Here is a 20496-nt window from a genome sequence, read left to right as displayed (position 1 = left end):
AATTCTCATTAAAGATTGAGGAGGTATTTTAATATGTCAGAAAACACTATTGGCGAAACAATGGGTGGAGTTGTAAAGATTGCTGAAGAAGTTGTGGCTATAATTGCAGCGGTTGCAGCCTCTGAAGTAAAAGGTGTTGCATCTATGGTTGGGTCTTGGACTGGAAATATTACAGAAGCTCTTGGAAAAAAGAATTTAGCAAAAGGTGTAAAAGTTCAAGTAGGAGAAAAAGAAGCAGCTATTGACATCTACATAACAGTGGAGTATGGTGTCAGAATTCCAGAGGTTGCATGGGAGATTCAGGAGAGAGTAAAGAATGCTGTTGAGAGTATGACAGGTTTAAAAGTTGTTGAAGTGAATATACATGTTCAAGGGATTAAGTTTGAAAAAGAAGAGCAAAAGGAAGAGGTGGCAGAGTAAATCTCTGGTCTTCAGGGATTTACTCTCATTTTTGTGAGGAGGAAAGGGACAGATGAAAATCGGTGAGAGAATACTTTTGACTATATTTACATTGATTGTAATTTTTCTTTCTGTAATTGCTATTTTACTTCCACTCAACATCTTTGATGTAGATACTGTTCAGGCTGCGGTATATGATTATATGAACACACCCGTATATGCCATCATACCGCTACTTTTGATAGTAATGGGGTTTTCAGTAATGTTTATTGGTGTTAAGAAGAAAAAAGCAAGGCTTGGAATAATTCACACAAACGAGTTTGGAAATCTTTTAATTTCGCCAAAAACATTTGAATCGGCAGGGTACAATGCATTAAGGGATATAAAAGGGCTAAAAGATACTTCGGTTGAGATAGAGTTTGACGAAAGTGGAGTTATATATTACATTGATGCTGTTGTTACAAGTGATGTTAACGTTCCTGAGTTGACAAAAGAGGTTCAAAATGCTATAAAGAGTCATGTGGAAGTGGCGATAGGAATTCCTGTTAAGTCTATTAACTTTCATGTAAAAGATATGGTTGCCCCGCAAGTACCTATTACTCATTTGAGGTAGGGGTGTTAAAATGGATTTGATAAAGGAATTTTTGATAAAACACACGGGAGAAATAATAGGTGGGTTGATAGGTCTTGTATTTGCAATATTTGTGCTGATTTTTGGATTTTTTAAAACGTTGTTTATATTCATTTGTATAGGTGTTGGAATTTTTATAGGTGGACGATATTTTGAAAAGAAAAAACTGATTGAATTTTTAGACAAACACTTACCATGGTAAAAAAGGGGTTGAAAATTAAATAAAATGCACAGAAGAAGGAAAACAAGAGAACTCTGCATGAAGATTTTGTATGCCTACAGATTTGAAAATATGCAGCAAGATATTATAGAATTTTACAAAAGGTTTAGAGAATTAAATCAAAATGAAGATTTCAAAGATGTAGATGAGAAATATCTTGAGAAATTACTGAAAGGGGTTATACAAAATCAGCAGATAATAGATAATCTAATTGCAAAGTATTCAAAAGACTGGCCACTGAACAGGCTTCCAATGGTTGAACTTGAACTTATGAGAATAGCTGTATATGAACTTTTGTTTGAGGAGGATGTACCTGTTTCTGTTGCAATTGATGAGGCTGTTGATATGGCAAGTATATTCGGGATAGAAAAAGCTCCAAGCTTTGTAAATGGTATTCTTGGTAGGATAGCTGAAAATGAGGTGAAAAGAAGTAAAAATCATGATGATTAACAATGTAGTTTCTAAGAAAGAATGGAGCGTTTATGAACTTACAAGTTATTTAAAGAAAAAAGTTGAAATGGATGTTCTTTTGAAAAACATATATCTAAAAGGTGAAGTTATAAGACCTTCAGTTTCAGGTGACCATCTTTATTTTGAACTTAAGGATTTAGAATATGATGCAAAGATAAAATGTGTATTTTTTTGGTTTGATAAAAGTGTAGAAATAAAGCATGGCTCAAAAGTACTTGTAAAAGGAAATGTTATTTTCTATGAAAAAGAAGGAATAATCGAGCTAAAGATAACTGAAATTACGGATATAGGGCTTGGTGAGCTATTTGTAAAATTAAAGCAACTTGAAGAAAAGCTGAAACAAGAAGGACTTTTTGATTCAAAGTACAAAAAAGAAATACCACGTTATCCTAAAAAAGTAGGAATAGTCACCTCAAAAAATGGTGCAGCAATCAGGGACATCCTCAATACAATTTATACCCGATTTGAAAACATTCAGGTATATATTTACAGCTGCTCAGTTCAGGGACAAAACGCTCCATATGAGATTTGCGAGGGAATAGAATATTTCAACACGGCAGAGCCTGTTGAGGTTATTATTGTTGGACGTGGTGGCGGCGCATTTGAAGATTTAATGGCGTTCAACAGTGAGATGGTTGTAAGAAAGATATTTGAATCTAAAATTCCTGTTATATCGGCGGTAGGGCATGAGAGGGACTATGTTTTAAGTGATTTTGTTGCGGACATGAGAGCTATAACTCCCACCAATGCCGGCGAAATAGTGGTAAGTTTTCAGAACAAAGCACTGGAGAAGCTAAATGAATATCATAAGAGAATGAAAAGTGCGATGGAAAAGATATTTAATATAGTCAAAGAGAAGGTAGGAATACTTCAATATAAATTATACCAAAATTCGCCAGCAAATACCATTGCAAAACGTGCACAGGATATTGATTTGTATTGCAACAAGCTTTCTTTTGCAATTAGTAGAAAGCTCCATGAAGTTCATAAGAATTTAAAGAATTTTGAGAAGAGATTGGCTGATGCAAATCCTGAATCAAGGCTTTCGATTGCGCGAACAAATTTTGATAACTGTAGCAGAAGGCTTGGGGAAGCTTTTAAGAAGATTTTTCAGCAAAAAGAATTCATGTATAAAGTCAACTTAGAAAAGTTGATTGCTTTAAATCCTTTGAATGTTTTGAAGAGGGGATATTCTATAACATTACATAATTCTAAGATTTTGACCACCATTGCACAAGTAAATAATGGAGATGAGATAGTTACCCAGCTTTCAGATGGTATAATAAAGTCTAAGGTGTTTTTCAAGAAAGAAGGAGCTGAAAGTGATGTGTGAACTACAGAGAGATATAAAATTTGAAGATGCGATGAAAAGATTAGAGGAGATTGTAAAGAGCTTGGAAGATGGCAATCTTTCTCTTGAAGAGGCTATAAAGCTTTATGAAGAAGGAATTAGACTGACAAAGATTTGCAATGATATACTCCGGAGCGTGGAAAAGAGAGTAGTGTTAATTGAAAAACTAAATGGAGAATATATTCAAGATGACATTACCGATGATATTTATGGAGGTTTAGGTCAAAAAGAATGATAAGTAGAAAGTTAGAGGAGTATATAAACCTTTCACAAAAGAATGTGGAAGAGCATTTAGACAAAATTTTAAAAGAAAAGTCCCCAGAGATAATATATCAGGCTATGCGATATAGTGTTTTTGCGGGAGGAAAAAGGTTGAGACCTTTGCTGTGTTTGCTTTCATATCAAATGGTTTCAAAAGACAAAGAAATTGATCGGAAAATTTTAGATATAGCATCTGCAATAGAGCTTATTCATACTTACTCTCTAATTCATGATGATCTTCCAGCAATGGACAATGATGTTTTGCGTAGAGGAAAACCTACAAGTCACGTAGTGTTTGGAGAAGCTATTGCAATTTTAGCAGGTGATGCACTTTTAAATTTGGCAGCAGAAGTTTGCCTGAATTGGATTTTAAACTACGGTTGCGAAAAGAATTTAGTAAAAGCTGCAAAATACCTGTTCTGGGCATCTGGCGTCGAAGGTATGATAGGTGGTCAGGTTATTGATATAACGAACTCTGGACAGGATATTAAAAGTGAAGAGCTTTTGTTTGAGATGCACTTGAAGAAAACCTCAAGATTGATTCAGGCATCGTGCGTATGCGGAGCTCTTGTAGCAGGTGCAGAAGATAGTGTTGTATCTGACTTGGAGGAATACGGGAAAAATCTTGGTCTTGCCTTTCAAATAAGAGATGATGTTTTGGATGTTATTGGTGACAGTAAAAAAGTGGGCAAGAGCATAGGAAAGGATATAAAGGAAAAGAAGAATACCTTTGTAACTTTTTATGGGTTGGAAGAAGCACAGCAGCTTGTTAAAAATTATTCTCAAAAAGCTATAGATGTGATAAAAAAATACGATAATTCAGAACTTCTTATAGAACTTACCAATTATTTGATAAACAGAGAAAAGTAGCAGTTGACATAATTTAAATAAAATTTATAATAGAATATGCGAGCAGGTCGAACGGCTGCGCAAGGGGATAACCCTTGTGAGGAAAGTCCGAGCTCCACAGGGCAGGGTGCTGGGTAACACCCAGTGGAGGCGACTCCAAGGAAAGTGCAACAGAAAAGAACCGCCATCCATTTTTGCAAGGATGGTAAGGGTGAAAAGGTGAGGTAAGAGCTCACCAGCAGTCAGGCGACTGACTGGCTGTGCAAACCCCACCCGGAGCAAGACCAAATAGGGGAACAATGCAGTGGCCCGCTGCGTTCCCGGGTTGGTCGCAAGAGGTCTGATGGTAACGTCAGACCCAAAGAGAAATAGCCGTTCTCGACAGAACTCGGCTTACAGACCTGGTCGCACATAAAAATAGATAATTCCAGAATGCCCAGGTTTAAATTAAGCCTGGGCATTTTTATACTCTTTTGATTTTACTTTTGATAACGCTTTTAAGGCTCATTGCACCTGGCTCTTTTACATTCTTTTTAAGATAAATCACAGCTAAGAATCTTAAAAATCCTGAGAGAAAAAATGCAACATGGTATGTAGCTATATTTAAATGCATATAATTTTTTGCAAAGGCAACAACATGTGGTGCAATATCTTCTATAAGGTAGCCTCCAAGTATAATGGGAATAGCTGTTCCGAATATTGCGTTGAACATATTTATAACACCAACATACATAGACGTTTGAGTTTGGTCAGATAATTTCAAAATTAGGTTGTTATTGCTCATATCAATTATAGGCCAGAGCATTCCTGCAAATATGCTTATTAAAGTCACTAAATACTTATAATTGTTTTCGTTGGTGAAACACCACACAACCGGCAATAAAGAAAGAAGACTTGCTGCCAAAAGGAGCATGGGTCTATTACCTATTTTATCTACCACTCTTCCTATGTATGGCAATGTTATTATGGTTACAATATTGCTTACAATTTGGGTCAGGAGAATTATATCAAAATAACTCATTTTAAGGTTTTTTATCATGTACATATTAAAATAAGGGCCTGCAATGCTAAGTCCAAAGTTCCAAATTACAAAAAAGAACATAAATTTTTTAAAGTAATCATTTTTGAGGGTAGAAATAAACATCATTTTCAAATCAATTTGCTGTTTCTGACTTTTCATAGGAATATCTTTTACAAAGAAGAAACAACCTATATCCAGCATTCCCATTATAGCAGCAAATACAAAAATTATAGAAAATCCCTTGAGATTATTATGCAAATCTAAATATTTTCCAATGGCAAGTCCGCTGAGCATTCCCACTATGGTGGAAATTGTTGCTCTTCTTGAAAAGAACCTGCCTCTTATATGCATTGGAACTAAGTCATTTATCCACGACCAAAAAGAAACATTTGTGAATGAGTTAGAAATTGATGATATTGTCATCAATAGTATTAAGAAAAACAGCAAGATATACGAACCTTTTCCTAAAATCAGCGGCAAAATGGCAATCAACGCCCACGGCAACCTATGGAGAAATCCGCTTATTAAAAATATGAGCTTTCTTTTTTTTGATTTTTCAAGAAAATAAGATGCAAAAACTTGCGCTACACCGCCAAGTACTGGCAGTGCAAGCATTACACCATACATCAGATCGCCAAATCCTATTGCTTTTGCAAATCCAGCAACCGGTGACCCTGTTGTGACATTAAAAAAGACTATGCCAAATGTAATACCAAGTATTACAAAATTGAGACTCTTGCGCAAAGAATTGTCTGATGTCAAGTCTGCGTTTAATTTGAACATCTAATGACCCCCAACAAGCTGCATTATTTACTTTGTTGTAAATTCATTTTTCTTTCACACAGTTTATTATACTCCAATATTTCATTAAAAAAAACTGTAGGTTTAAAAACCTACAGCCAACCATTAAAATTTTGTCAAAAACAACTACTGCTCAAGTTGTTTTCCAAAGAAAGATGTTGCAGCTTGAACAAGCTTGTACTCTGAGTCACCCATAACAACATGGGATTGTGTTGAACACATAATCACGCTGCCGATTACACTTCCTTCAGAAAGTATAGGGCTTACTATCTGAGCAGTATATCTTGTTGTATCGCCTTCAACAATTGGTATGCTACTCATATCATTTTCAGATTTTACCACAATAATAGAATTTTCTTCCATAACCCTTTCTAATTCTTGACTTAATGGTTTATCCATATAATCCTTTTTAGAAGCACCTGCAACAGCTATTACTCTATCTCTATCAGTGATGATTATAATATGACCGCTTACTTGATGAAGAGTTTCAGCATATTCTTTAGCAAATGCCCCCATTTCGCCAATTGGAGAATATTTCTTTAATATTACCTCCCCTTCGTTATCAGTATATATTTCAAGCGGGTCACCTTCTCTGATTTTAAGAGTTCTTCTTATTTCTTTTGGAATTACAACCCTTCCTAAATCGTCAATTCTTCTAACAATTCCCGTTGCCTTCATATTGTTTCAACTCCTTTTTAAAATATTTCTATAATTAGTTTTAATAATTCCTTGTAGCCTTATTCTTTACTTTTCTTCGTCAACCTTTTTTATTAAATTTTCTAATTGTATTTTTCTAAATACCTGCTTTTTTAGCATATTATTCACAATTTGTTTTGGTAGTTTGTCTCTGTAGTGTTTTAAATACCCTTCTGTATGGAGGTAGTTTTTTACTAAGTTTCTAACTTCACTTTCTTTGTCATGTTCATTTAGTATTGCTTTCTGAATATTTTCTATTTGCTCTTCTCTCCGTCTTTGCTTTTGAATAACCTGTTGAATCTTTTCATATGGCAAAATTTCACCATATTCCTCAAGATGACGTTTGGTACGTGTATAATTTTCGATAAGATTTTTAAAATGAGCAAATCTGCGCTTGTTGATATAAAAGTCATCTTTCATTTTTTCACCTTATTGATTGAGTTATTCTATATAGTATTTTTTGCAAATTAATATATTTTTAATCTAAAAAATGATTTTAAATCAAACTAAAATTGCTGTATAATAGAGTACAAACCAGCTTATATTGAGAAAGGGTGAAAAATGAAATTATGAAAAAAGTCTTGATGGGAAATGAAGCTGTAGCATATTCTCTTTTTATAAATGGTGTAAATGTTGTTGTTGGATATCCCGGCACACCCTCAACAGAGGTAATAGAAACGTTGAAAGATTTTCAGGATGAAGATTTTTATGTTGAATGGTCTACAAACGAAAAAGTAGCACTTGAAATAGCAGCAGGTGCAAGTCTTGCAGGTGCAAGAACTGTGGCTACTATGAAGCAGGTAGGGTTGAATGTTGCGGCAGACCCTCTTTTGTCTCTTTCAGTTGTAGGTGTAGAAGGAGGACTTATTGTATTTGTAGCAGATGACCCTGGACCTCATTCATCTCAGACAGAACAGGATACACGAAACTTTGCAAGATTTTGTAACTTGCCAGTTTTTGATCCTTCTTCTCCGAAAGAGGCATTTGAACTCATAAAACCTGCTTTTGAGATTTCAGAAAAATACAAGTTGCCTGTGCTTTTTCGGATGACAACACGAGTTTGTCATTCGAACCAGTCAATTGAGTTTGAATTCAAAAGAGAAAAGAGGAAGATTAAAGGGTTCGAGAAAAAGCCAGAGTGGGTTATTTTACCGGCACTTTCGTACATAAAACATATGGAACTTGAACAAAAACTTCAGGACATGAAAAAAGAGCTTTCTGCTTACAACAGAATTGAAGGCAGGGGAAAAATAGGGATTGTAACAGGTGGCATTTCATATTTTTACGTCAAAGAAGCTATAAAAGGTTTTGAAGATTTATTTTCAATCTTAAAGATTACAGTTGCACATCCCTTAGATGAAGGATTTATATTAGAATTTGCAAAGGATAAAGAAATGCTAATATTCATCGAAGAGCTTGACCCTGTTTTGGAAGAAGAAGTAAAACTAATACTTTTTGAAAATGGCAGAATCATCTCTACATATGGAAAACGAAATGGTTATGTCCCGTTTGCAGGTGAACTTGATGTTGACAAGGTAAGAAGCATTTTTTACAAAATACTTACTGATGAAGGATTTTTGGTTAAAAATACATTTACGGATGGTCTGCAAATTCCAAAAAGGCAGGCACAACTTTGTGCTGGATGTCCTCACAGAAACTCGTTTTTGATTGTAAAATATGCAATGAAGGGTAAAGATGTGATTTTTACAGGAGATATTGGGTGTTACACGCTCGGATTTGCTAAACCAATCTCAACGACTGATACCTGCCTTTGTATGGGAGCAAGCATCACAATGGCACAAGGTCTTAAAATTGCAGATAGATCAAAAAAGGTTATCGCTTTTATTGGAGATTCAACCTTTTTCCACAGCGGCATTACAGGTCTTGTAAATAGCTACTACAATAGGCACAATATAACCATATGCATTTTGGACAATCTGACAACTGGCATGACAGGGTTTCAACCTCATCCTGGAACTGGCAAGAAGATTTATGGGGAAGAAGGAAGGAAGGTAAGCATTGAAGGTATTGCAAAAGGAATAGGTGTTGAAAGAATTTTGGTGATTGACCCTTATTCAGATTTCACCGAGAATGTAGACAAAGTCAGAGAATTTTTGAAGGACGACGAACTTGGGGTGATAGTCTTTCGAAGAGAATGTGCTAACCTAAAATCAAGGGAAAGCTACTTTAAAATAAATCAGAATTGTTCTAATTGTAAAGTGTGTTTACAAGTAACAGGTTGTCCAGCTTTAAATGAGGACGAAAATGGTAATATTTTCATAGATTCAACCTTATGCAATGGTTGTGGACTTTGCAAGAGTTTTTGTCGGTATTCAGCAATAGAGAAGGTGATAAAAGATGATTAATATCATAATTGCCGGAACAGGTGGGCAGGGAAATATTCTTCTTTCAAGAGTGGTTTGTCAGCTTTTTATGAATAAAGGTTTTGATGTAAAATCAGCAGAGAATATTGGAATGAGCCAGCGGGGCGGCTCTGTTGTAAGTTATATAAGGGCAGGAGAAGATGTAGGACCAATTATACCGGATGGTAAGGCTGATGTTTTAATTGGGCTTGAGTTGTGTGAAGCTGCAAGGAATGTTAGTAAAATTAATAAAGATTCTGTAGTTGTTTTGAATGATAGATTTATAAGACCCAAAAGTTCAGATTTAAAAAAGAGTCAAATAGTTAAATTTTTTGTAGAAAACTATCCAAAGTTGAGAATATTTAAAGTTCATGATATTGTTATTGAGCTGAATATACCAAAGGCAGAAAACATTGCAATGCTTGCTTTGGTATGCAAATATGGAATTTTACCTTTTTCTAAAGAAGAGATTCTGAAAGCATTAGAGCAGGTTTTAAGTTCTAAAATGTATGAAATAAATAAAATTTTGGTTGAAAATATTTACGAAAGGTATTAAAATCTTAATATATATATATTAGCAATCAAAATGAAGAGAAAAGAAGAGAGGAGAAGAGACTATGGAAAGTGTTGAGATGAGAGAAAGTGTAAATGAACTTTTTTTGAACCAGATCGAAAATGTTTTTAAAAATAGCCCATTTTATCAAAGAAAGTTCAGGGAAGCAGGGATAAGCCTTAATGATATAAATGATTTAGAAGATATTAAAAGACTTCCATTTACAACCAAAGAAGAATTGAGAGAGGCTTATCCGTTAGGGCTTATGGCTACAGATGAAAAGAAGATTGTAAGAATCCACTCTTCTTCAGGTACAACAGGAATGCCAGTAATTATTCCTTATACTCAAAAAGACGTTGATGACTGGAAGGAAATGATGAAAAGGTGTTATCAGTTTGCAGGTATTACAGAGCTTGATAGAATTCAGATAACTCCTGGGTATGGGCTGTGGACAGCAGGTATTGGGTTTCAGCTTGGTGCAGAGTTTCTTGGTGCGATGACAATTCCTATGGGACCAGGGAATACAGAAAAACAGCTTCAAATGATGGTGGATTTAAAGTCAACAGTAATTGTTGCAACTTCATCTTATGCTCTTTTGCTTGCTGAAGAGGTAACCAGAAGAGGGTTAAAAGACAAGATACATTTGAGAGTTGGAATATTTGGATCTGAAAGATGGGGAGAAAAACAGCGAAAAACTATTGAGGAGTATCTGGGTATAGAGAGTTTTGATATTTATGGGCTAACAGAGATTTACGGACCGGGAATTGCGATAGATTGCAAAGAACATACAGGTCTTCATTATTTTGATGATTTTCTGTATTTTGAAATAATTGACCCTCAAACAGGCGAAAATGTACCTGATGGAGAGTTTGGTGAACTTGTCATTACTACCTTGAAAAAAGAAGGTGCTCCCCTTATAAGATACAGAACAAGGGATATTACACGAAAAATTCCAGGTGAATGTCCATGTGGTTCTAAGTATCCACGAATTGACAGAATTGTTGGCAGAACTGATGATATGGTAAAGGTCAAAGGTGTTAATATCTTCCCTGCTCAGATAGACACATTTTTGAAGGATATAAAGGGTGTTGGAAGTGAATATCAGGTAATTATAGAAAGGATTGATTACAGGGATAAACTTACATTAAAAGTTGAAGTTGAAGATGAATATTTTATTTCTGAGATGAAAGAGTTAATTTCTCATGAGTTTAAAAATAAGATAGGAGTATCACCTGAAGTTGTATTGTGTAGGATAGGTGAACTTCCTCGTAGTGAAAAGAAGACCAAACGAATATTTGATTTGAGAGGCTGAAGACAAAATGATAAAGAACCTTAAGACAAGTAGAGGAAAGCAGCTGCTTTCCTCTATTTTGCTTGTTGGAGTTGTTTACTTATTATCTCCAATCTCTGTTTCTTTTGACAAACTCAGTGCAAATAGATTGCTTACATGGCTTTTTGCGTTGCAGCTATTTATTTTCTTTGGTGTGGCAATTACTATTTCATTTGTACTGCGAGTACTGAGAGTAAAATATTCTCAAAAGGTTTGTTCGTTTATCTTTTCTCTTTGTTTAAACGATATGCTGATTCTGACGATGCTGTTTACAGCTGCACATATTGTATTTATGCTGACAATAGTAAATACAATAGGAACTTCATACAAGTGGGTAGTAAAAGGTATAAACTTTGATATCATGCTTTCAGTAGCAGACCTAATTATAGTTATTGTTTACTTTTGGATATTATATCAAAATAGTTATCCTGCAAATTTTCTCAATGCGCTATTAAAAGCTTTGAAAAGGGCTGTACAAGAAAGCAATAAAGAAGAAATCAACGAAAAACTTTTAATTTTAAAACAGTTTCTTCAAAATTACCCTTATCGTTTTAATCAAAATCTGTTGGAACCTATACTTCTAAGTAACGAAACCATCAAAGTTTTATCAGAAATAAAGAATGAAAATAGCTATTTAAGAGAGATTGTCGATATTCTTATTTCTTTGTACTTTCATCTTCTGAATTCCCATGAGCTAAAAAGTGCTTATAAGCTGTTTGAGATAATCCTTGAGTATGGTAATATCAACCAGTTGAAAAGGAAGATAAGGTTTTTGACATATGAAGGCATAGAAAAAAGAAAAATATTCTATCTTATAAAATGTTTTGAAGGAGGAAGAAGAGAAAACTCTTTTTATCCTAAGCTCAAAGTTTTCAAGAAATATTTGATTACAATTGGATTTTGCAGACCAAATAAGGAATGGTTCAAAAAGGTGATGTATAAACATAGCCCGCAAAAAGAAAATTAAGAATAAAATCCCTTTTCTTTGGAAAGGATAGTAAATATAAATTCCAAAGAAAGGGGTATTTTTATGGTTATAACCATTTTTATTAGAACGTTAATCTTATATGTGCTGGTTGTATTGGTTATGAGACTTATGGGAAAAAGACAGATGGGTGAACTTCAACCATTTGAACTTGTCATTACAATAATGATTTCTGAACTTGCAGCTGTTCCAATGCAAAACACCGGTGTCCCTCTTATAAACGGTATCATTCCTATTTTAACCCTTTTATTTTTACAAACGTTAATTACATTTGGAAGTTTGAAATCTGATTTTATAAAAAGACTTGTATGTGGAAGCCCTACTATTTTAATAGCAAAAGGTAAAATTTTAGAAGATGCACTCAGAAAAACACAGTATAGCTTGAATGACCTTATGGAACAACTAAGAATAAAAGGATTTTTCAATATTCATGATATAGAGTATGCCATACTGGAAACCGATGGAGATATTTCGGTGATTCCAAAGTCGCAGAAAAGATATGTTACACCTGCTGATTTGGGAATACCAACAAAATATGAAGGAATTCCAGTAAGTGTTATAGTCGATGGCAAGGTAAAAGAAGAGTCTTTGAAATATGTCAATTTAACATTAGAACAGGTGCTTACCGAAATTAGAAAAAGAGGGATAGATAATATACAGGATGTTTTTCTTGCCTGCATTGATCCTGAGGGCAATTGGTTTGTTCAAAAAAGGAGGTAAAAGGCAAGTGAAGGTATGGGTGACAGTGGTTTGCTTTGTTATCTTAATAGTTATGTTTACACTAATTTCAACCCTGCTAATATTAGGTGCTACTAATAAGATTGAAAATGACCTGTCTGGCTTGTATGAAAATGTTGTTAAAAACAATTACAATCTCGCAAGGTCAAACTACTTGGATATTGTGAAGAAATGGAATGAATACAAAAAAAGTTGGGCTATGTTGATTGAACATCAAGAAATAGACAAGATAGATGAAGAGCTCACGAAAATAAAAGAATATCTCTTCGAACAAGATAAAACTCTTTTGCTTAGCGAAATAAGTCTTCTTAAATTTTATGTTAGTCATGTCAGAGAGATGATTTTACTCAAGATTGAAAATATTTTTTAAAAAATTTTTAATACAAATGTGCGTTTGAGTGGTATATAATATATAAGAAATGTTTTTTGAATGGAGGGGAGAGCCATGAAAAGGTACGCTTTAGTTATGGGCTACTCCTTTGAGGAATATGACATTGAAAATGGTAACGCGGGTTTTGCTTACTTTTTCGTAGAAGACTTAAAAGAGCTTGAAAAAGACAAATTTACTAATATTCCCTACAAAGATTATAATGAGTTTGCAATAAAATTTAAAGAGGCAGCTTTAGCAGAAAAGTTGGATGCTTATTTGATAGATAATATTATTGAGGCATGTGTGGATATTTCCCGGATAATATATCCGTCGGATAGATTCTTCTCTGTCATTACCTATAATGTTTCAGAAGGGTTTAAAGAGCTGATGTACGAAACTAAAGCTAACGAGTTTAAGATTATATATGATCGAAAATCAAACTCTGTTGAAATAAGAGGAGAAGGTGTTCTGCGTGACCCAGTAGTTGTAAAAGAATACGATATTGTTGATGCTGTTGATGAGTTCTTGTTTGAGTACAGAAAAGAGAATGTGAAGCAGTTTATGCTCAGCCTTAAGAAGATGTATAAAGACAAGTACGGTGAGGACCTGAGGATGAACGTTGTGGGTAACAAACTTTTGATTTCAATTGGGAAAGACACGTTTGAATTTGACGATAGCAGGCTGGATGTGGTTTATAACTTTATTATGAGCAGAAAATAAGGAGGAAAAATATGGACTCAAAAACTATTGAGTCAGCCTTGGGTTTTAAAAACTGGGCTGTGGTTGGTGCAACACCAAACAAGAAAAAATATGGATACATGGTCTTCAAAAAACTTAAAGAGAAAGGTTACAATGTGTTTGCTGTAAATCCTTTGTACGATGAGATTGAGAATAACAAGGTATACAAAACGCTGTTGGATTTAGAATGGAAAGTAGATTGTGTGAGTATGGTTATTGCACCAGAAAGAGGAAAGAAGTATATTGAACAAGCAGCCATAGTAGGAGCAAAGTATGTTTGGTTTCAGCCAGGAGCTGAAAGCAATGAGCTTATTGAGCTATGTAAGAAGAATAGTATAATTCCAATTTACAACGCATGTGTTTTGGTTGCGTTAAACCACAAAAAATAACTTTTAAAAGATTTACCGCCATCTGTGTTGTAAATTCAAATAAGATGGCGGTTTTTGTTTTTAGAATATTTTGAGTAGGTGAAGATGAAGACAAACTTTTTACAATGTGATAGAATATTTTAAGATATGTAATTCCATTATGGAAAGTAGAGCTGATAAATGATTTAAATATTATGAACAAAATCTAAGAAAAAGGTGATTTAAATGAAAGTAAGGATACCTAAGGTTTATACCTATGCAGATTACCTTGAGCTGCCTGAAGACACAAGGGTAGAGCTTATTGATGGTGTTATTTATGATATGAGCCCTGCACCGTCAAGGGTACACCAGGAAATTGTAATAGAGCTTGCAACATTGATAAAAAATTATCTCAAATCTTCTAATAAGTCCTGCAAGTTATACACAGCTCCATTTGATATAGTCCTAATAGAGGAAGGACAGGATGAAAAACAGGCAATCAACGTTGTCCAGCCTGATATTTCAATTATTTGCGACAAGAGAAAGCTTACTGATAAAGGCTGTGTTGGAGCTCCTGAGATGATAATTGAGGTTGTGTCTGAAAGTAATTTTTCACATGATTATATTCGAAAACTCAATCTTTACACACAGTTTAAAGTCAAGGAATATTGGATTGTAAATCCAAACAACCAAACAATTTTGGTATACAGGCTCAAAGACAATGAAGAAGATTATTTGCCACCAGTAGCTTACACCTTCAATGACAAGGTCAAGGTTGGTATTTTTGAAGACCTTATAATAGACTTTGCTCAAATTAAAGAGGTGTTATAACATGCCTGCAAAGACAAAAAAGAGAGGGAATAATGAAAAAAGACTGGCTTCATACTTGGCTTTGGGAATACAAAAAACAAACATTGCGACATTCAACGTTTAAAGATTATTTGTGCTATATAGAAAGACATATAAATTCTGCCATTGGTCATTATAAGCTAAAAGATTTGAGGCTTGAGTATCTTCAAGCTTTGTATAATACCAAATATCAAGAAGGTTTGAGTTAAATATCTATTCTCATGTTATGCCTGAGATAAAGAAAGCTGCTGCAATGAAATTAAACAGCTTATTCGAGGATATAAAAACAAAGGGTAACCACTCCTGAGATAGTGGAGTAGTTACCCTAAAATTTTACCTATCCCCAAACCCCTTGTTTTTATTGGAGCTCCATGGGGGATTCGAACCCCCGACCGGTCGATTACGAATCGACTGCTCTGCCACTGAGCTAATGGAGCTCATTTAGACATATACAATTATAATATTCTTCTTGACAATAAATCAAGAGTTATTAATACTTTATTTAGTAGCAGTGGTTTGGCTGAAAAATTTAATTTCAAAAGGAGTGAATTAAAAGTTGAAAAGTCTTGTTGACTGCATTCACTGCTATCTAAAACAGGCAGTTTCATGCATGGAGATGATAAAAGTTCCCGATGAAAAAAAGATTGAAATATTATATAATCTTATGGATTATATAAAAACTTTAGATCCTTCTGCATCACCAGCGTATAATTCTTCACTTGTTCTACTTAAAACATATGAGTTTATTAATAACTCAGATCCATACTATGAAGCAAAAAAATCCTCGAATAAGTTGGCGCTTGAACTGTATCCAAAACTCAAAGAGAAGGTTTCAAGAGCATCTGATGCTCTATATGAAGCTTTAAAAGCTTCTGTTGCAGGAAATGTGATTGATTTAGGGATTCAAAGAGACTTTAATATTGATAAAGAACTTGAGCATGCATTTGATTTTGGATTTTGGATAGATGATTATCCTCTTTTGAAGGAAAAAATTGAAAGAGGGAAGAATGTAGTTATTATCGGTGATAATGCAGGTGAGATTGTATTTGATAAGATATTGGTAGAGATTCTAAATGAAATAGGAAAAAATGTTTATTACATTGTAAAGTCAGGGCCTGTCCTCAACGATGCAACTAAGGAAGATGCAGAAGAAGTTTCAATGAGTAAAATAGCAAATGTGATTGAGAGCGGAGCAGCGCTTTTAGGAGTCTCCAAAGATTTTATCTCTGAGCAGGTTAAAAATCTTATATCTACTGCTGATGTGATTATTTCAAAAGGGCAGGCAAACTTTGAGACTGTGGATGACTTTGAAGATGTTCAAGAAAATGTTTTTTATCTTTTGAAGATTAAATGTGAATACTTAGCCAAAAAACTAAAATTCAAGCAGGGCAGCTTGGTGCTCATAAATGGTGAGAAATTAAAAGAGAAATACCTTTTAAAATAAAACAAACCAAAGAAGTTTTATGATGTTTTTCTAAAAAACTCAAAACTCTTTTTATCCTGCAAAAGTATATGAGAATAGTCTCCAACCGCAGTATTTTCAAAGAGCTTGTGACCCTCCTTTTGGCAGTCATTACATGCATCGTGTGGAATTACTATGGCTAAAACCCTGTATCCCAAACAAAGGGAGTCTATTAATATTAGACCTGAGCATTTTTTGCAGTTCTTTATTTTTTCAAGCTGATTTTCTCTGAATCCCATTGTGTCATAATAAATAGATTTTTTTCTGACGAAATAATCTTGATTTGCCGTTTTGATTTTGTATTCTCTTTCTTCTTTTGATTTCCATATACTGTATACATGTTCACAAAGCCGTTTGATGTAATCAGTTGTTCTTTGAGACTGTTTAAGTCTTTCAGGATTGTAATCAGGTTCTTTTATGTTCGAATAATCAATACCCGCAAGTGCAAATATTATACCCAAATTGACGTAAGGAAGAGCACTTTCAATAGAATACCCGCCTTCTAAAACAGAAATATCTGGACTTAGCTTTTCTGTAAGTTTTGCGTATCCCTGAGCAGAAAAGTTCATGTTTGTCAGCGGGTCAGAATAATGGTTGTCCTGCCCTGCGGAGTTTATTATGATGTCAGGTTTGAATTCTTCTAAAACAGGAATGATAAGATTGTCTAAGCAGTACAAAAATCCTTCATCAGATGTATAGGGTGGCAAGGGGAGATTTAAAGTATAACCAATTGCCGACGGTCCACCAATTTCGTCAGTAAAACCCGTGCCGGGATATAGGGTTGTGCCATCTTGGTGCAGAGAAATAAACAAGACATCTTTGTCGTTCCAAAAGATATCCTGCGTTCCATCACCGTGATGACAGTCAGTGTCTATTATTGCTATCTTTTTAATTTTATATTCTTTTCTTAGATATTCCACCATTATCGCCTCATTGTTTATAATACAAAATCCTCTGTCGCCATATGTTATTCTGTGTGCATGATGACCGGGTGGTCGGATGAGAGCAAATCCTTTTTCTACTTCTTTTGACAGAACCTTTTTAGCAATAGTTATTGCTGAGCCTGCAGCTATCTTGTGAGATACGGTAACAATTGAAGAAATGTCGGGGATGCAAAAATGAGTCATCTCTACATATTTTGACTCAATTATTTCGGGATTGAAAATTTCTACATTTTCATAGTCAAAAAGCCCCTCTTCTTCTATCTGGTCAATTGTATACAAAAGTCTTTCTTCTCTTTCAGGATGCGTTGGAGAAATTCTCCAGTCAAAGGCAGGAAATAGTATGAGCCCTAAACTATTTTTTGCTTTTAACATCTTGTTTCACTCCCCAAAAAATCAATCTCTCAAATTTAAAAGCTTTGGTTTTAACTGGGCTTTAATTCTAATCATTCTTCCGCAGAATCTAAAACTTCTTATCATGTTAAAAGAACTTTCATCCACAATCTCTACATCGTCTTGATTTTTAGCTTCTCTGCACTCTAAGACCTTTTCAATTAAAACCTTCTTTGCCTGGTCAATAGTAAAATCTGCAGGAATACTTTGATATATATTTAGCTCTGGGATTACCATCTTGCCCTGGATAGTGTCTGCAACTAAGTTGTACTCTTTTGAGATTGAGCCAATCGCACAACCAATTGCGTTTGCAACCATGTAATGTTTTGGGACTTCAACTTTTATTTTAAGCTCGTTCTCTAAATGAGGTTTTAAAAGTTCTGCCGGTCCACCAATTAGAATTATCTTCTGAGGTGCGAATTTCTCTCCGTACAAGAGTTTATTTATAGTATAAACTGGAAGATTATTAATGTACTCAATTCCCTCTTTGATTTTTTCTTCTATCATCGAAACTGCCCTGCTTATCACCAATTTACAAAAGTCTTCTTGGCTCATATTCAGCTGAGAAGATAAAGACTTTAAACGAGCATTTACAGGATTTTCACGGTATGAACTTGAAAATTGAAGAACATCATGCAAAGTAGCAAACTCATTTTTGTCCTGTTCATACCATCTTTTTGTTTTAGGTCCTATCTTAATTGTATCATCTACTATTTTAACAATACTTTCTGCCCCCAGCCCTACAGATCGTGAATATATTGCTCTTACTAGTGTAGGATACTTTCCGATTTTTGCTCCATATAGTTCAAGAACAAGATTGCCGTTTGACAAGAACGCAATGTCAGTTGTTGTTCCACCAATGTCAATTATGATTGCATTTTTCACAGAATTTGATAGAACAAATCCACCTTGAGCGGATGCAGCTGGACCTGAGATAACAGAGAATATTGGGAAACCTTCAATATCATACAAATTTATAATACCGCCATCTGGCTTTTGAATAAATATCTTTTCAAGAGGAATTTTTCTTTCTTGTGAAAATGTTAAAATACTTTTATAGAACATGTTAAATGTACTGTAGACTGCACAGTTCAAGTATGTGGAAAAAACTCTTCGGGGAAAGTTGAGTTTGCCAGAAAGTTTGTAGCCAACTGACACAAATTTAAAGTTGTATTCTTTAGCTGCTTCATATACAGCAAGTTCATGCTGTGAATTTCGAACAGAGAACTTGCCAACAATGCCCAAGTTTTCTATACCTTCTTGTTTAAAGCTTTGCAAAGCGTTCTTTACGCTTTCGATATTTAGTGATTTTACCTCTATGCCTCTGTTATTTATATATCCATCTGCAAAGAAATTCATGTCGCCGCACATCAAAAATTCAGGATTTGCTCCAATACCGTTTTCTATTATCATTCCCACTTTATCTAAATTATTTTGAACTATTGCGTTAGTGGTGACGGTTGTGCTGAGTGTTATTCTTTCGAGGTTCGAAATCATCTCTTTAGATATAAACTGGTTTAAACTTTCTAACACAGAGTCTATTAAGCTTCTACCACGTTCGAATTTTTTAAATGCAACAACCTTTCCATTTTCTATTGCCACTGTGTCGATGGTTGTACCACCAACATCAAGGCCTATTATCATTTTAACTTCACCTTGCTTTTCAAAAGTGTATTTTACTTCAACTAATATTATAACCCTTTCTTGATTTTATGGGTAAAAATACTTTAAAATAGATAGTAGTTAAGTAGAAATTTTTTGTTTTTTCTTTGATTTTAAAATTTTTTTAACAATAACATTGAAAGGATTGGTTGCATTATCATGATTAAAAGTATGACAGGCTACGGTGGATGTAAAAGAATAATAAATGAGAGAGAGTACAGCGTGGACATAAGAAGTGTAAACCACAGATATTTGGAAATGAACTTGAAGATGCCTAAAGAATTTATCAAATTTGAAAATGAGATAAAAAATATGGTTTCGCAATATATTTGCCGTGGAAAGGTTGATATATATATTAATTTTAAAAGCTTCAGTGAAAAAGATTATAGGATTATTCCTAACATAGGGATAATGAAGCAGTACTTGGAAGCAATAAATAGGATTAGAGAAAACTTTTCAGAAATTCAAGACGATTTTAGTCTTTCGACTTTCATAAAACTTCCAGATGCTCTTGTGATTGAGACTGAAGAACTTGACCTTGGTACTGTTAAGTCTGAGCTTTTGGATTGTGTTGAAGAGGCACTTCAGAATTTAGATAAAATGAGAAAAACAGAAGGTGAAAATCTTAAAAAGGATATTCTGATGAGATTAGAAAACATTAAAGCTTTGGTGAGGAGAATAGAAGAGTATTCAAAGGATTTGGTTGAAAATTACAGAGAAAAACTTTACAAACGGGTAAGTGAATATTTCGATTTAAAGAACATTGATGAAAACAGACTTATGCTGGAGATAACTCTATTTGCTGACAAAAGCGATATAACAGAAGAGCTTGTGAGACTAAAAAGTCATATAAGTCAGTTTAGAGAGTGTTTAGAAGCTGGAGGAAGTGTGGGCAAAAAACTTGACTTTATAGTTCAAGAGATGAACAGAGAGACAAATACAATTGGTGCCAAAGCTACTATTTTTGAAATCTCCCAATGTGTTGTAAGTCTTAAAGATGAGCTTGAAAAAATTCGTGAACAAGTTCAAAATATTGAATAGAGGTGAGTTTGTTTTGAGCAGTAG

Annotated in this window: 24 protein-coding genes, 1 tRNA gene and 1 other RNA gene; 20 read left to right on the top strand and 6 right to left on the bottom strand. The window is 34.3% G+C overall.

Annotated features, from left to right (window positions below):
* The first annotated feature begins 33 nt into the window (after positions 1 to 33).
* The 8 genes from COB47_RS07620 to rnpB all read left to right on the top strand — a co-directional run bounded on the left by COB47_RS07620 (position 34) and on the right by rnpB (position 4594).
* Positions 34 to 420: an Asp23/Gls24 family envelope stress response protein gene (locus COB47_RS07620; RefSeq protein WP_013290801.1), complete on the top strand. Its 387-nt coding sequence runs from the start codon at positions 34 to 36 to the stop codon at positions 418 to 420.
* A 52-nt stretch (positions 421 to 472) separates the two neighbouring features.
* Positions 473 to 1012 (top strand): alkaline shock response membrane anchor protein AmaP, encoded by a 540-nt coding sequence (gene amaP / locus COB47_RS07615; protein WP_013290800.1) that lies wholly within the window; start codon positions 473 to 475, stop codon positions 1010 to 1012.
* Positions 1013 to 1022: 10 nt separating this feature from the next.
* A complete protein-coding gene (locus tag COB47_RS07610; RefSeq protein ID WP_013290799.1) occupies positions 1023 to 1232 on the top strand; it encodes a DUF2273 domain-containing protein in 210 nt (69 codons plus the stop codon).
* A 24-nt stretch (positions 1233 to 1256) separates the two neighbouring features.
* Complete coding sequence (gene nusB, locus COB47_RS07605) at positions 1257 to 1700, top strand: transcription antitermination factor NusB (protein WP_083771539.1); 444 nt, start codon at positions 1257 to 1259, stop codon at positions 1698 to 1700.
* Complete coding sequence (xseA, locus tag COB47_RS07600) at positions 1690 to 3054, top strand: exodeoxyribonuclease VII large subunit (protein ID WP_013290797.1); 1365 nt, start codon at positions 1690 to 1692, stop codon at positions 3052 to 3054. Before nusB ends, xseA begins: the two co-directional genes overlap by 11 nt.
* Positions 3047 to 3307, top strand: a complete 261-nt coding sequence (locus COB47_RS07595) for an exodeoxyribonuclease VII small subunit (protein ID WP_013290796.1) — start codon at positions 3047 to 3049, stop codon at positions 3305 to 3307. Before xseA ends, COB47_RS07595 begins: the two co-directional genes overlap by 8 nt.
* Positions 3304 to 4203 (top strand): polyprenyl synthetase family protein, encoded by a 900-nt coding sequence (locus COB47_RS07590; RefSeq protein WP_013290795.1) that lies wholly within the window; start codon positions 3304 to 3306, stop codon positions 4201 to 4203. Before COB47_RS07595 ends, COB47_RS07590 begins: the two co-directional genes overlap by 4 nt.
* Positions 4204 to 4242: 39 nt before the next feature.
* Positions 4243 to 4594: RNase P RNA component class A (rnpB, locus tag COB47_RS11840), an RNA gene on the top strand.
* Positions 4595 to 4645: 51 nt separating this feature from the next.
* Here the strand turns inward: rnpB and COB47_RS07585 are convergent.
* The 3 genes from COB47_RS07585 to COB47_RS07575 all read right to left on the bottom strand — a co-directional run bounded on the left by COB47_RS07585 (position 4646) and on the right by COB47_RS07575 (position 7120).
* On the bottom strand, positions 4646 to 5986 hold the full coding sequence (locus COB47_RS07585; RefSeq protein WP_013290794.1) for an MFS transporter: 1341 nt from the start codon (positions 5984 to 5986) through the stop codon (positions 4646 to 4648).
* A gap of 144 nt (positions 5987 to 6130) precedes the next feature.
* On the bottom strand, positions 6131 to 6682 hold the full coding sequence (gene spoVT / locus COB47_RS07580; RefSeq protein WP_013290793.1) for a stage V sporulation protein T: 552 nt from the start codon (positions 6680 to 6682) through the stop codon (positions 6131 to 6133).
* A gap of 66 nt (positions 6683 to 6748) precedes the next feature.
* Positions 6749 to 7120: a hypothetical protein gene (locus COB47_RS07575; protein WP_013290792.1), complete on the bottom strand. Its 372-nt coding sequence runs from the start codon at positions 7118 to 7120 to the stop codon at positions 6749 to 6751.
* 149 nt (positions 7121 to 7269) lie between these two features.
* Here COB47_RS07575 and iorA point away from each other — a divergent pair, with 149 nt between their 5' ends.
* The 10 genes from iorA (at position 7270) to COB47_RS11980 (ending at position 15182) form a co-directional block, all read left to right on the top strand.
* Positions 7270 to 9066, top strand: a complete 1797-nt coding sequence (gene iorA, locus COB47_RS07570; RefSeq protein WP_013290791.1) for an indolepyruvate ferredoxin oxidoreductase subunit alpha — start codon at positions 7270 to 7272, stop codon at positions 9064 to 9066.
* Complete coding sequence (locus tag COB47_RS07565; RefSeq protein ID WP_013290790.1) at positions 9059 to 9619, top strand: 2-oxoacid:acceptor oxidoreductase family protein; 561 nt, start codon at positions 9059 to 9061, stop codon at positions 9617 to 9619. Before iorA ends, COB47_RS07565 begins: the two co-directional genes overlap by 8 nt.
* A gap of 61 nt (positions 9620 to 9680) precedes the next feature.
* Positions 9681 to 10928 (top strand): phenylacetate--CoA ligase family protein, encoded by a 1248-nt coding sequence (locus tag COB47_RS07560; RefSeq protein WP_013290789.1) that lies wholly within the window; start codon positions 9681 to 9683, stop codon positions 10926 to 10928.
* A gap of 7 nt (positions 10929 to 10935) precedes the next feature.
* Positions 10936 to 11913, top strand: a complete 978-nt coding sequence (locus tag COB47_RS07555) for a hypothetical protein (RefSeq protein ID WP_013290788.1) — start codon at positions 10936 to 10938, stop codon at positions 11911 to 11913.
* A gap of 63 nt (positions 11914 to 11976) precedes the next feature.
* Positions 11977 to 12651: a YetF domain-containing protein gene (locus tag COB47_RS07550; protein ID WP_013290787.1), complete on the top strand. Its 675-nt coding sequence runs from the start codon at positions 11977 to 11979 to the stop codon at positions 12649 to 12651.
* A gap of 7 nt (positions 12652 to 12658) precedes the next feature.
* Complete coding sequence (locus COB47_RS07545) at positions 12659 to 13039, top strand: DUF4363 family protein (RefSeq protein ID WP_013290786.1); 381 nt, start codon at positions 12659 to 12661, stop codon at positions 13037 to 13039.
* 75 nt (positions 13040 to 13114) lie between these two features.
* Positions 13115 to 13759 carry a hypothetical protein gene (locus tag COB47_RS07540; protein WP_013290785.1) on the top strand — a complete coding sequence of 215 codons (645 nt, stop codon included), beginning with the start codon at positions 13115 to 13117 and terminating at the stop codon, positions 13757 to 13759.
* An 11-nt stretch (positions 13760 to 13770) separates the two neighbouring features.
* Positions 13771 to 14166, top strand: a complete 396-nt coding sequence (locus COB47_RS07535; protein WP_013290784.1) for a CoA-binding protein — start codon at positions 13771 to 13773, stop codon at positions 14164 to 14166.
* A 204-nt stretch (positions 14167 to 14370) separates the two neighbouring features.
* Positions 14371 to 14955, top strand: a complete 585-nt coding sequence (locus tag COB47_RS07530; RefSeq protein ID WP_013290783.1) for a Uma2 family endonuclease — start codon at positions 14371 to 14373, stop codon at positions 14953 to 14955.
* 32 nt (positions 14956 to 14987) lie between these two features.
* Positions 14988 to 15182: an N-terminal phage integrase SAM-like domain-containing protein gene (locus COB47_RS11980; RefSeq protein ID WP_237698875.1), complete on the top strand. Its 195-nt coding sequence runs from the start codon at positions 14988 to 14990 to the stop codon at positions 15180 to 15182.
* A gap of 153 nt (positions 15183 to 15335) precedes the next feature.
* Here the strand turns inward: COB47_RS11980 and COB47_RS07525 are convergent.
* A tRNA-Thr gene (locus COB47_RS07525) sits at positions 15336 to 15410 on the bottom strand.
* Positions 15411 to 15529: 119 nt separating this feature from the next.
* Between COB47_RS07525 and COB47_RS07520 the strand changes: the two genes are divergently transcribed.
* Positions 15530 to 16417, top strand: a complete 888-nt coding sequence (locus COB47_RS07520) for a damage-control phosphatase ARMT1 family protein (protein WP_013290782.1) — start codon at positions 15530 to 15532, stop codon at positions 16415 to 16417.
* 17 nt (positions 16418 to 16434) lie between these two features.
* On the opposite strand, the gene COB47_RS07515 is transcribed toward COB47_RS07520, so the two are convergent.
* Both COB47_RS07515 and COB47_RS07510 read right to left on the bottom strand, forming a co-directional pair.
* Complete coding sequence (locus COB47_RS07515; RefSeq protein WP_013290781.1) at positions 16435 to 17751, bottom strand: histone deacetylase family protein; 1317 nt, start codon at positions 17749 to 17751, stop codon at positions 16435 to 16437.
* 21 nt (positions 17752 to 17772) lie between these two features.
* Positions 17773 to 19413 (bottom strand): hydantoinase/oxoprolinase family protein, encoded by a 1641-nt coding sequence (locus COB47_RS07510; protein ID WP_013290780.1) that lies wholly within the window; start codon positions 19411 to 19413, stop codon positions 17773 to 17775.
* A 177-nt stretch (positions 19414 to 19590) separates the two neighbouring features.
* On the opposite strand from COB47_RS07510, the gene COB47_RS07505 reads away from it, so the two are divergent.
* Positions 19591 to 20472, top strand: coding sequence for a YicC/YloC family endoribonuclease (locus COB47_RS07505; protein WP_013290779.1), 882 nt, complete (start codon positions 19591 to 19593; stop codon positions 20470 to 20472).
* Positions 20473 to 20496 lie beyond the last annotated feature (24 nt).

It is taken from the genome of Caldicellulosiruptor obsidiansis OB47 (genome assembly GCF_000145215.1).
Classification (GTDB): domain Bacteria; phylum Bacillota; class Thermoanaerobacteria; order Caldicellulosiruptorales; family Caldicellulosiruptoraceae; genus Caldicellulosiruptor; species Caldicellulosiruptor obsidiansis.
This window is presented reverse-complemented; position numbering and strand designations above follow the sequence as displayed.

What these genes read in the sequence shown, in the direction of transcription:
- COB47_RS07620 (WP_013290801.1), top strand. Translation starts at nt 34, where the DNA reads ATGTCAGAAAACACTATTGGCGAAACAATGGGTGGAGTTGTAAAGATT.
- amaP (WP_013290800.1), top strand. Translation starts at nt 473, where the DNA reads ATGAAAATCGGTGAGAGAATACTTTTGACTATATTTACATTGATTGTA.
- COB47_RS07610 (WP_013290799.1), top strand. Translation starts at nt 1,023, where the DNA reads ATGGATTTGATAAAGGAATTTTTGATAAAACACACGGGAGAAATAATA.
- nusB (WP_083771539.1), top strand. Translation starts at nt 1,257, where the DNA reads ATGCACAGAAGAAGGAAAACAAGAGAACTCTGCATGAAGATTTTGTAT.
- xseA (WP_013290797.1), top strand. Translation starts at nt 1,690, where the DNA reads ATGATGATTAACAATGTAGTTTCTAAGAAAGAATGGAGCGTTTATGAA.
- COB47_RS07595 (WP_013290796.1), top strand. Translation starts at nt 3,047, where the DNA reads ATGTGTGAACTACAGAGAGATATAAAATTTGAAGATGCGATGAAAAGA.
- COB47_RS07590 (WP_013290795.1), top strand. Translation starts at nt 3,304, where the DNA reads ATGATAAGTAGAAAGTTAGAGGAGTATATAAACCTTTCACAAAAGAAT.
- COB47_RS07585 (WP_013290794.1), bottom strand. Translation starts at nt 5,986, where the DNA reads ATGTTCAAATTAAACGCAGACTTGACATCAGACAATTCTTTGCGCAAG.
- spoVT (WP_013290793.1), bottom strand. Translation starts at nt 6,682, where the DNA reads ATGAAGGCAACGGGAATTGTTAGAAGAATTGACGATTTAGGAAGGGTT.
- COB47_RS07575 (WP_013290792.1), bottom strand. Translation starts at nt 7,120, where the DNA reads ATGAAAGATGACTTTTATATCAACAAGCGCAGATTTGCTCATTTTAAA.
- iorA (WP_013290791.1), top strand. Translation starts at nt 7,270, where the DNA reads ATGAAAAAAGTCTTGATGGGAAATGAAGCTGTAGCATATTCTCTTTTT.
- COB47_RS07565 (WP_013290790.1), top strand. Translation starts at nt 9,059, where the DNA reads ATGATTAATATCATAATTGCCGGAACAGGTGGGCAGGGAAATATTCTT.
- COB47_RS07560 (WP_013290789.1), top strand. Translation starts at nt 9,681, where the DNA reads ATGGAAAGTGTTGAGATGAGAGAAAGTGTAAATGAACTTTTTTTGAAC.
- COB47_RS07555 (WP_013290788.1), top strand. Translation starts at nt 10,936, where the DNA reads ATGATAAAGAACCTTAAGACAAGTAGAGGAAAGCAGCTGCTTTCCTCT.
- COB47_RS07550 (WP_013290787.1), top strand. Translation starts at nt 11,977, where the DNA reads ATGGTTATAACCATTTTTATTAGAACGTTAATCTTATATGTGCTGGTT.
- COB47_RS07540 (WP_013290785.1), top strand. Translation starts at nt 13,115, where the DNA reads ATGAAAAGGTACGCTTTAGTTATGGGCTACTCCTTTGAGGAATATGAC.
- COB47_RS07535 (WP_013290784.1), top strand. Translation starts at nt 13,771, where the DNA reads ATGGACTCAAAAACTATTGAGTCAGCCTTGGGTTTTAAAAACTGGGCT.
- COB47_RS07530 (WP_013290783.1), top strand. Translation starts at nt 14,371, where the DNA reads ATGAAAGTAAGGATACCTAAGGTTTATACCTATGCAGATTACCTTGAG.
- COB47_RS11980 (WP_237698875.1), top strand. Translation starts at nt 14,988, where the DNA reads ATGAAAAAAGACTGGCTTCATACTTGGCTTTGGGAATACAAAAAACAA.
- COB47_RS07515 (WP_013290781.1), bottom strand. Translation starts at nt 17,751, where the DNA reads ATGTTAAAAGCAAAAAATAGTTTAGGGCTCATACTATTTCCTGCCTTT.
- COB47_RS07510 (WP_013290780.1), bottom strand. Translation starts at nt 19,413, where the DNA reads ATGATAATAGGCCTTGATGTTGGTGGTACAACCATCGACACAGTGGCA.
- COB47_RS07505 (WP_013290779.1), top strand. Translation starts at nt 19,591, where the DNA reads ATGATTAAAAGTATGACAGGCTACGGTGGATGTAAAAGAATAATAAAT.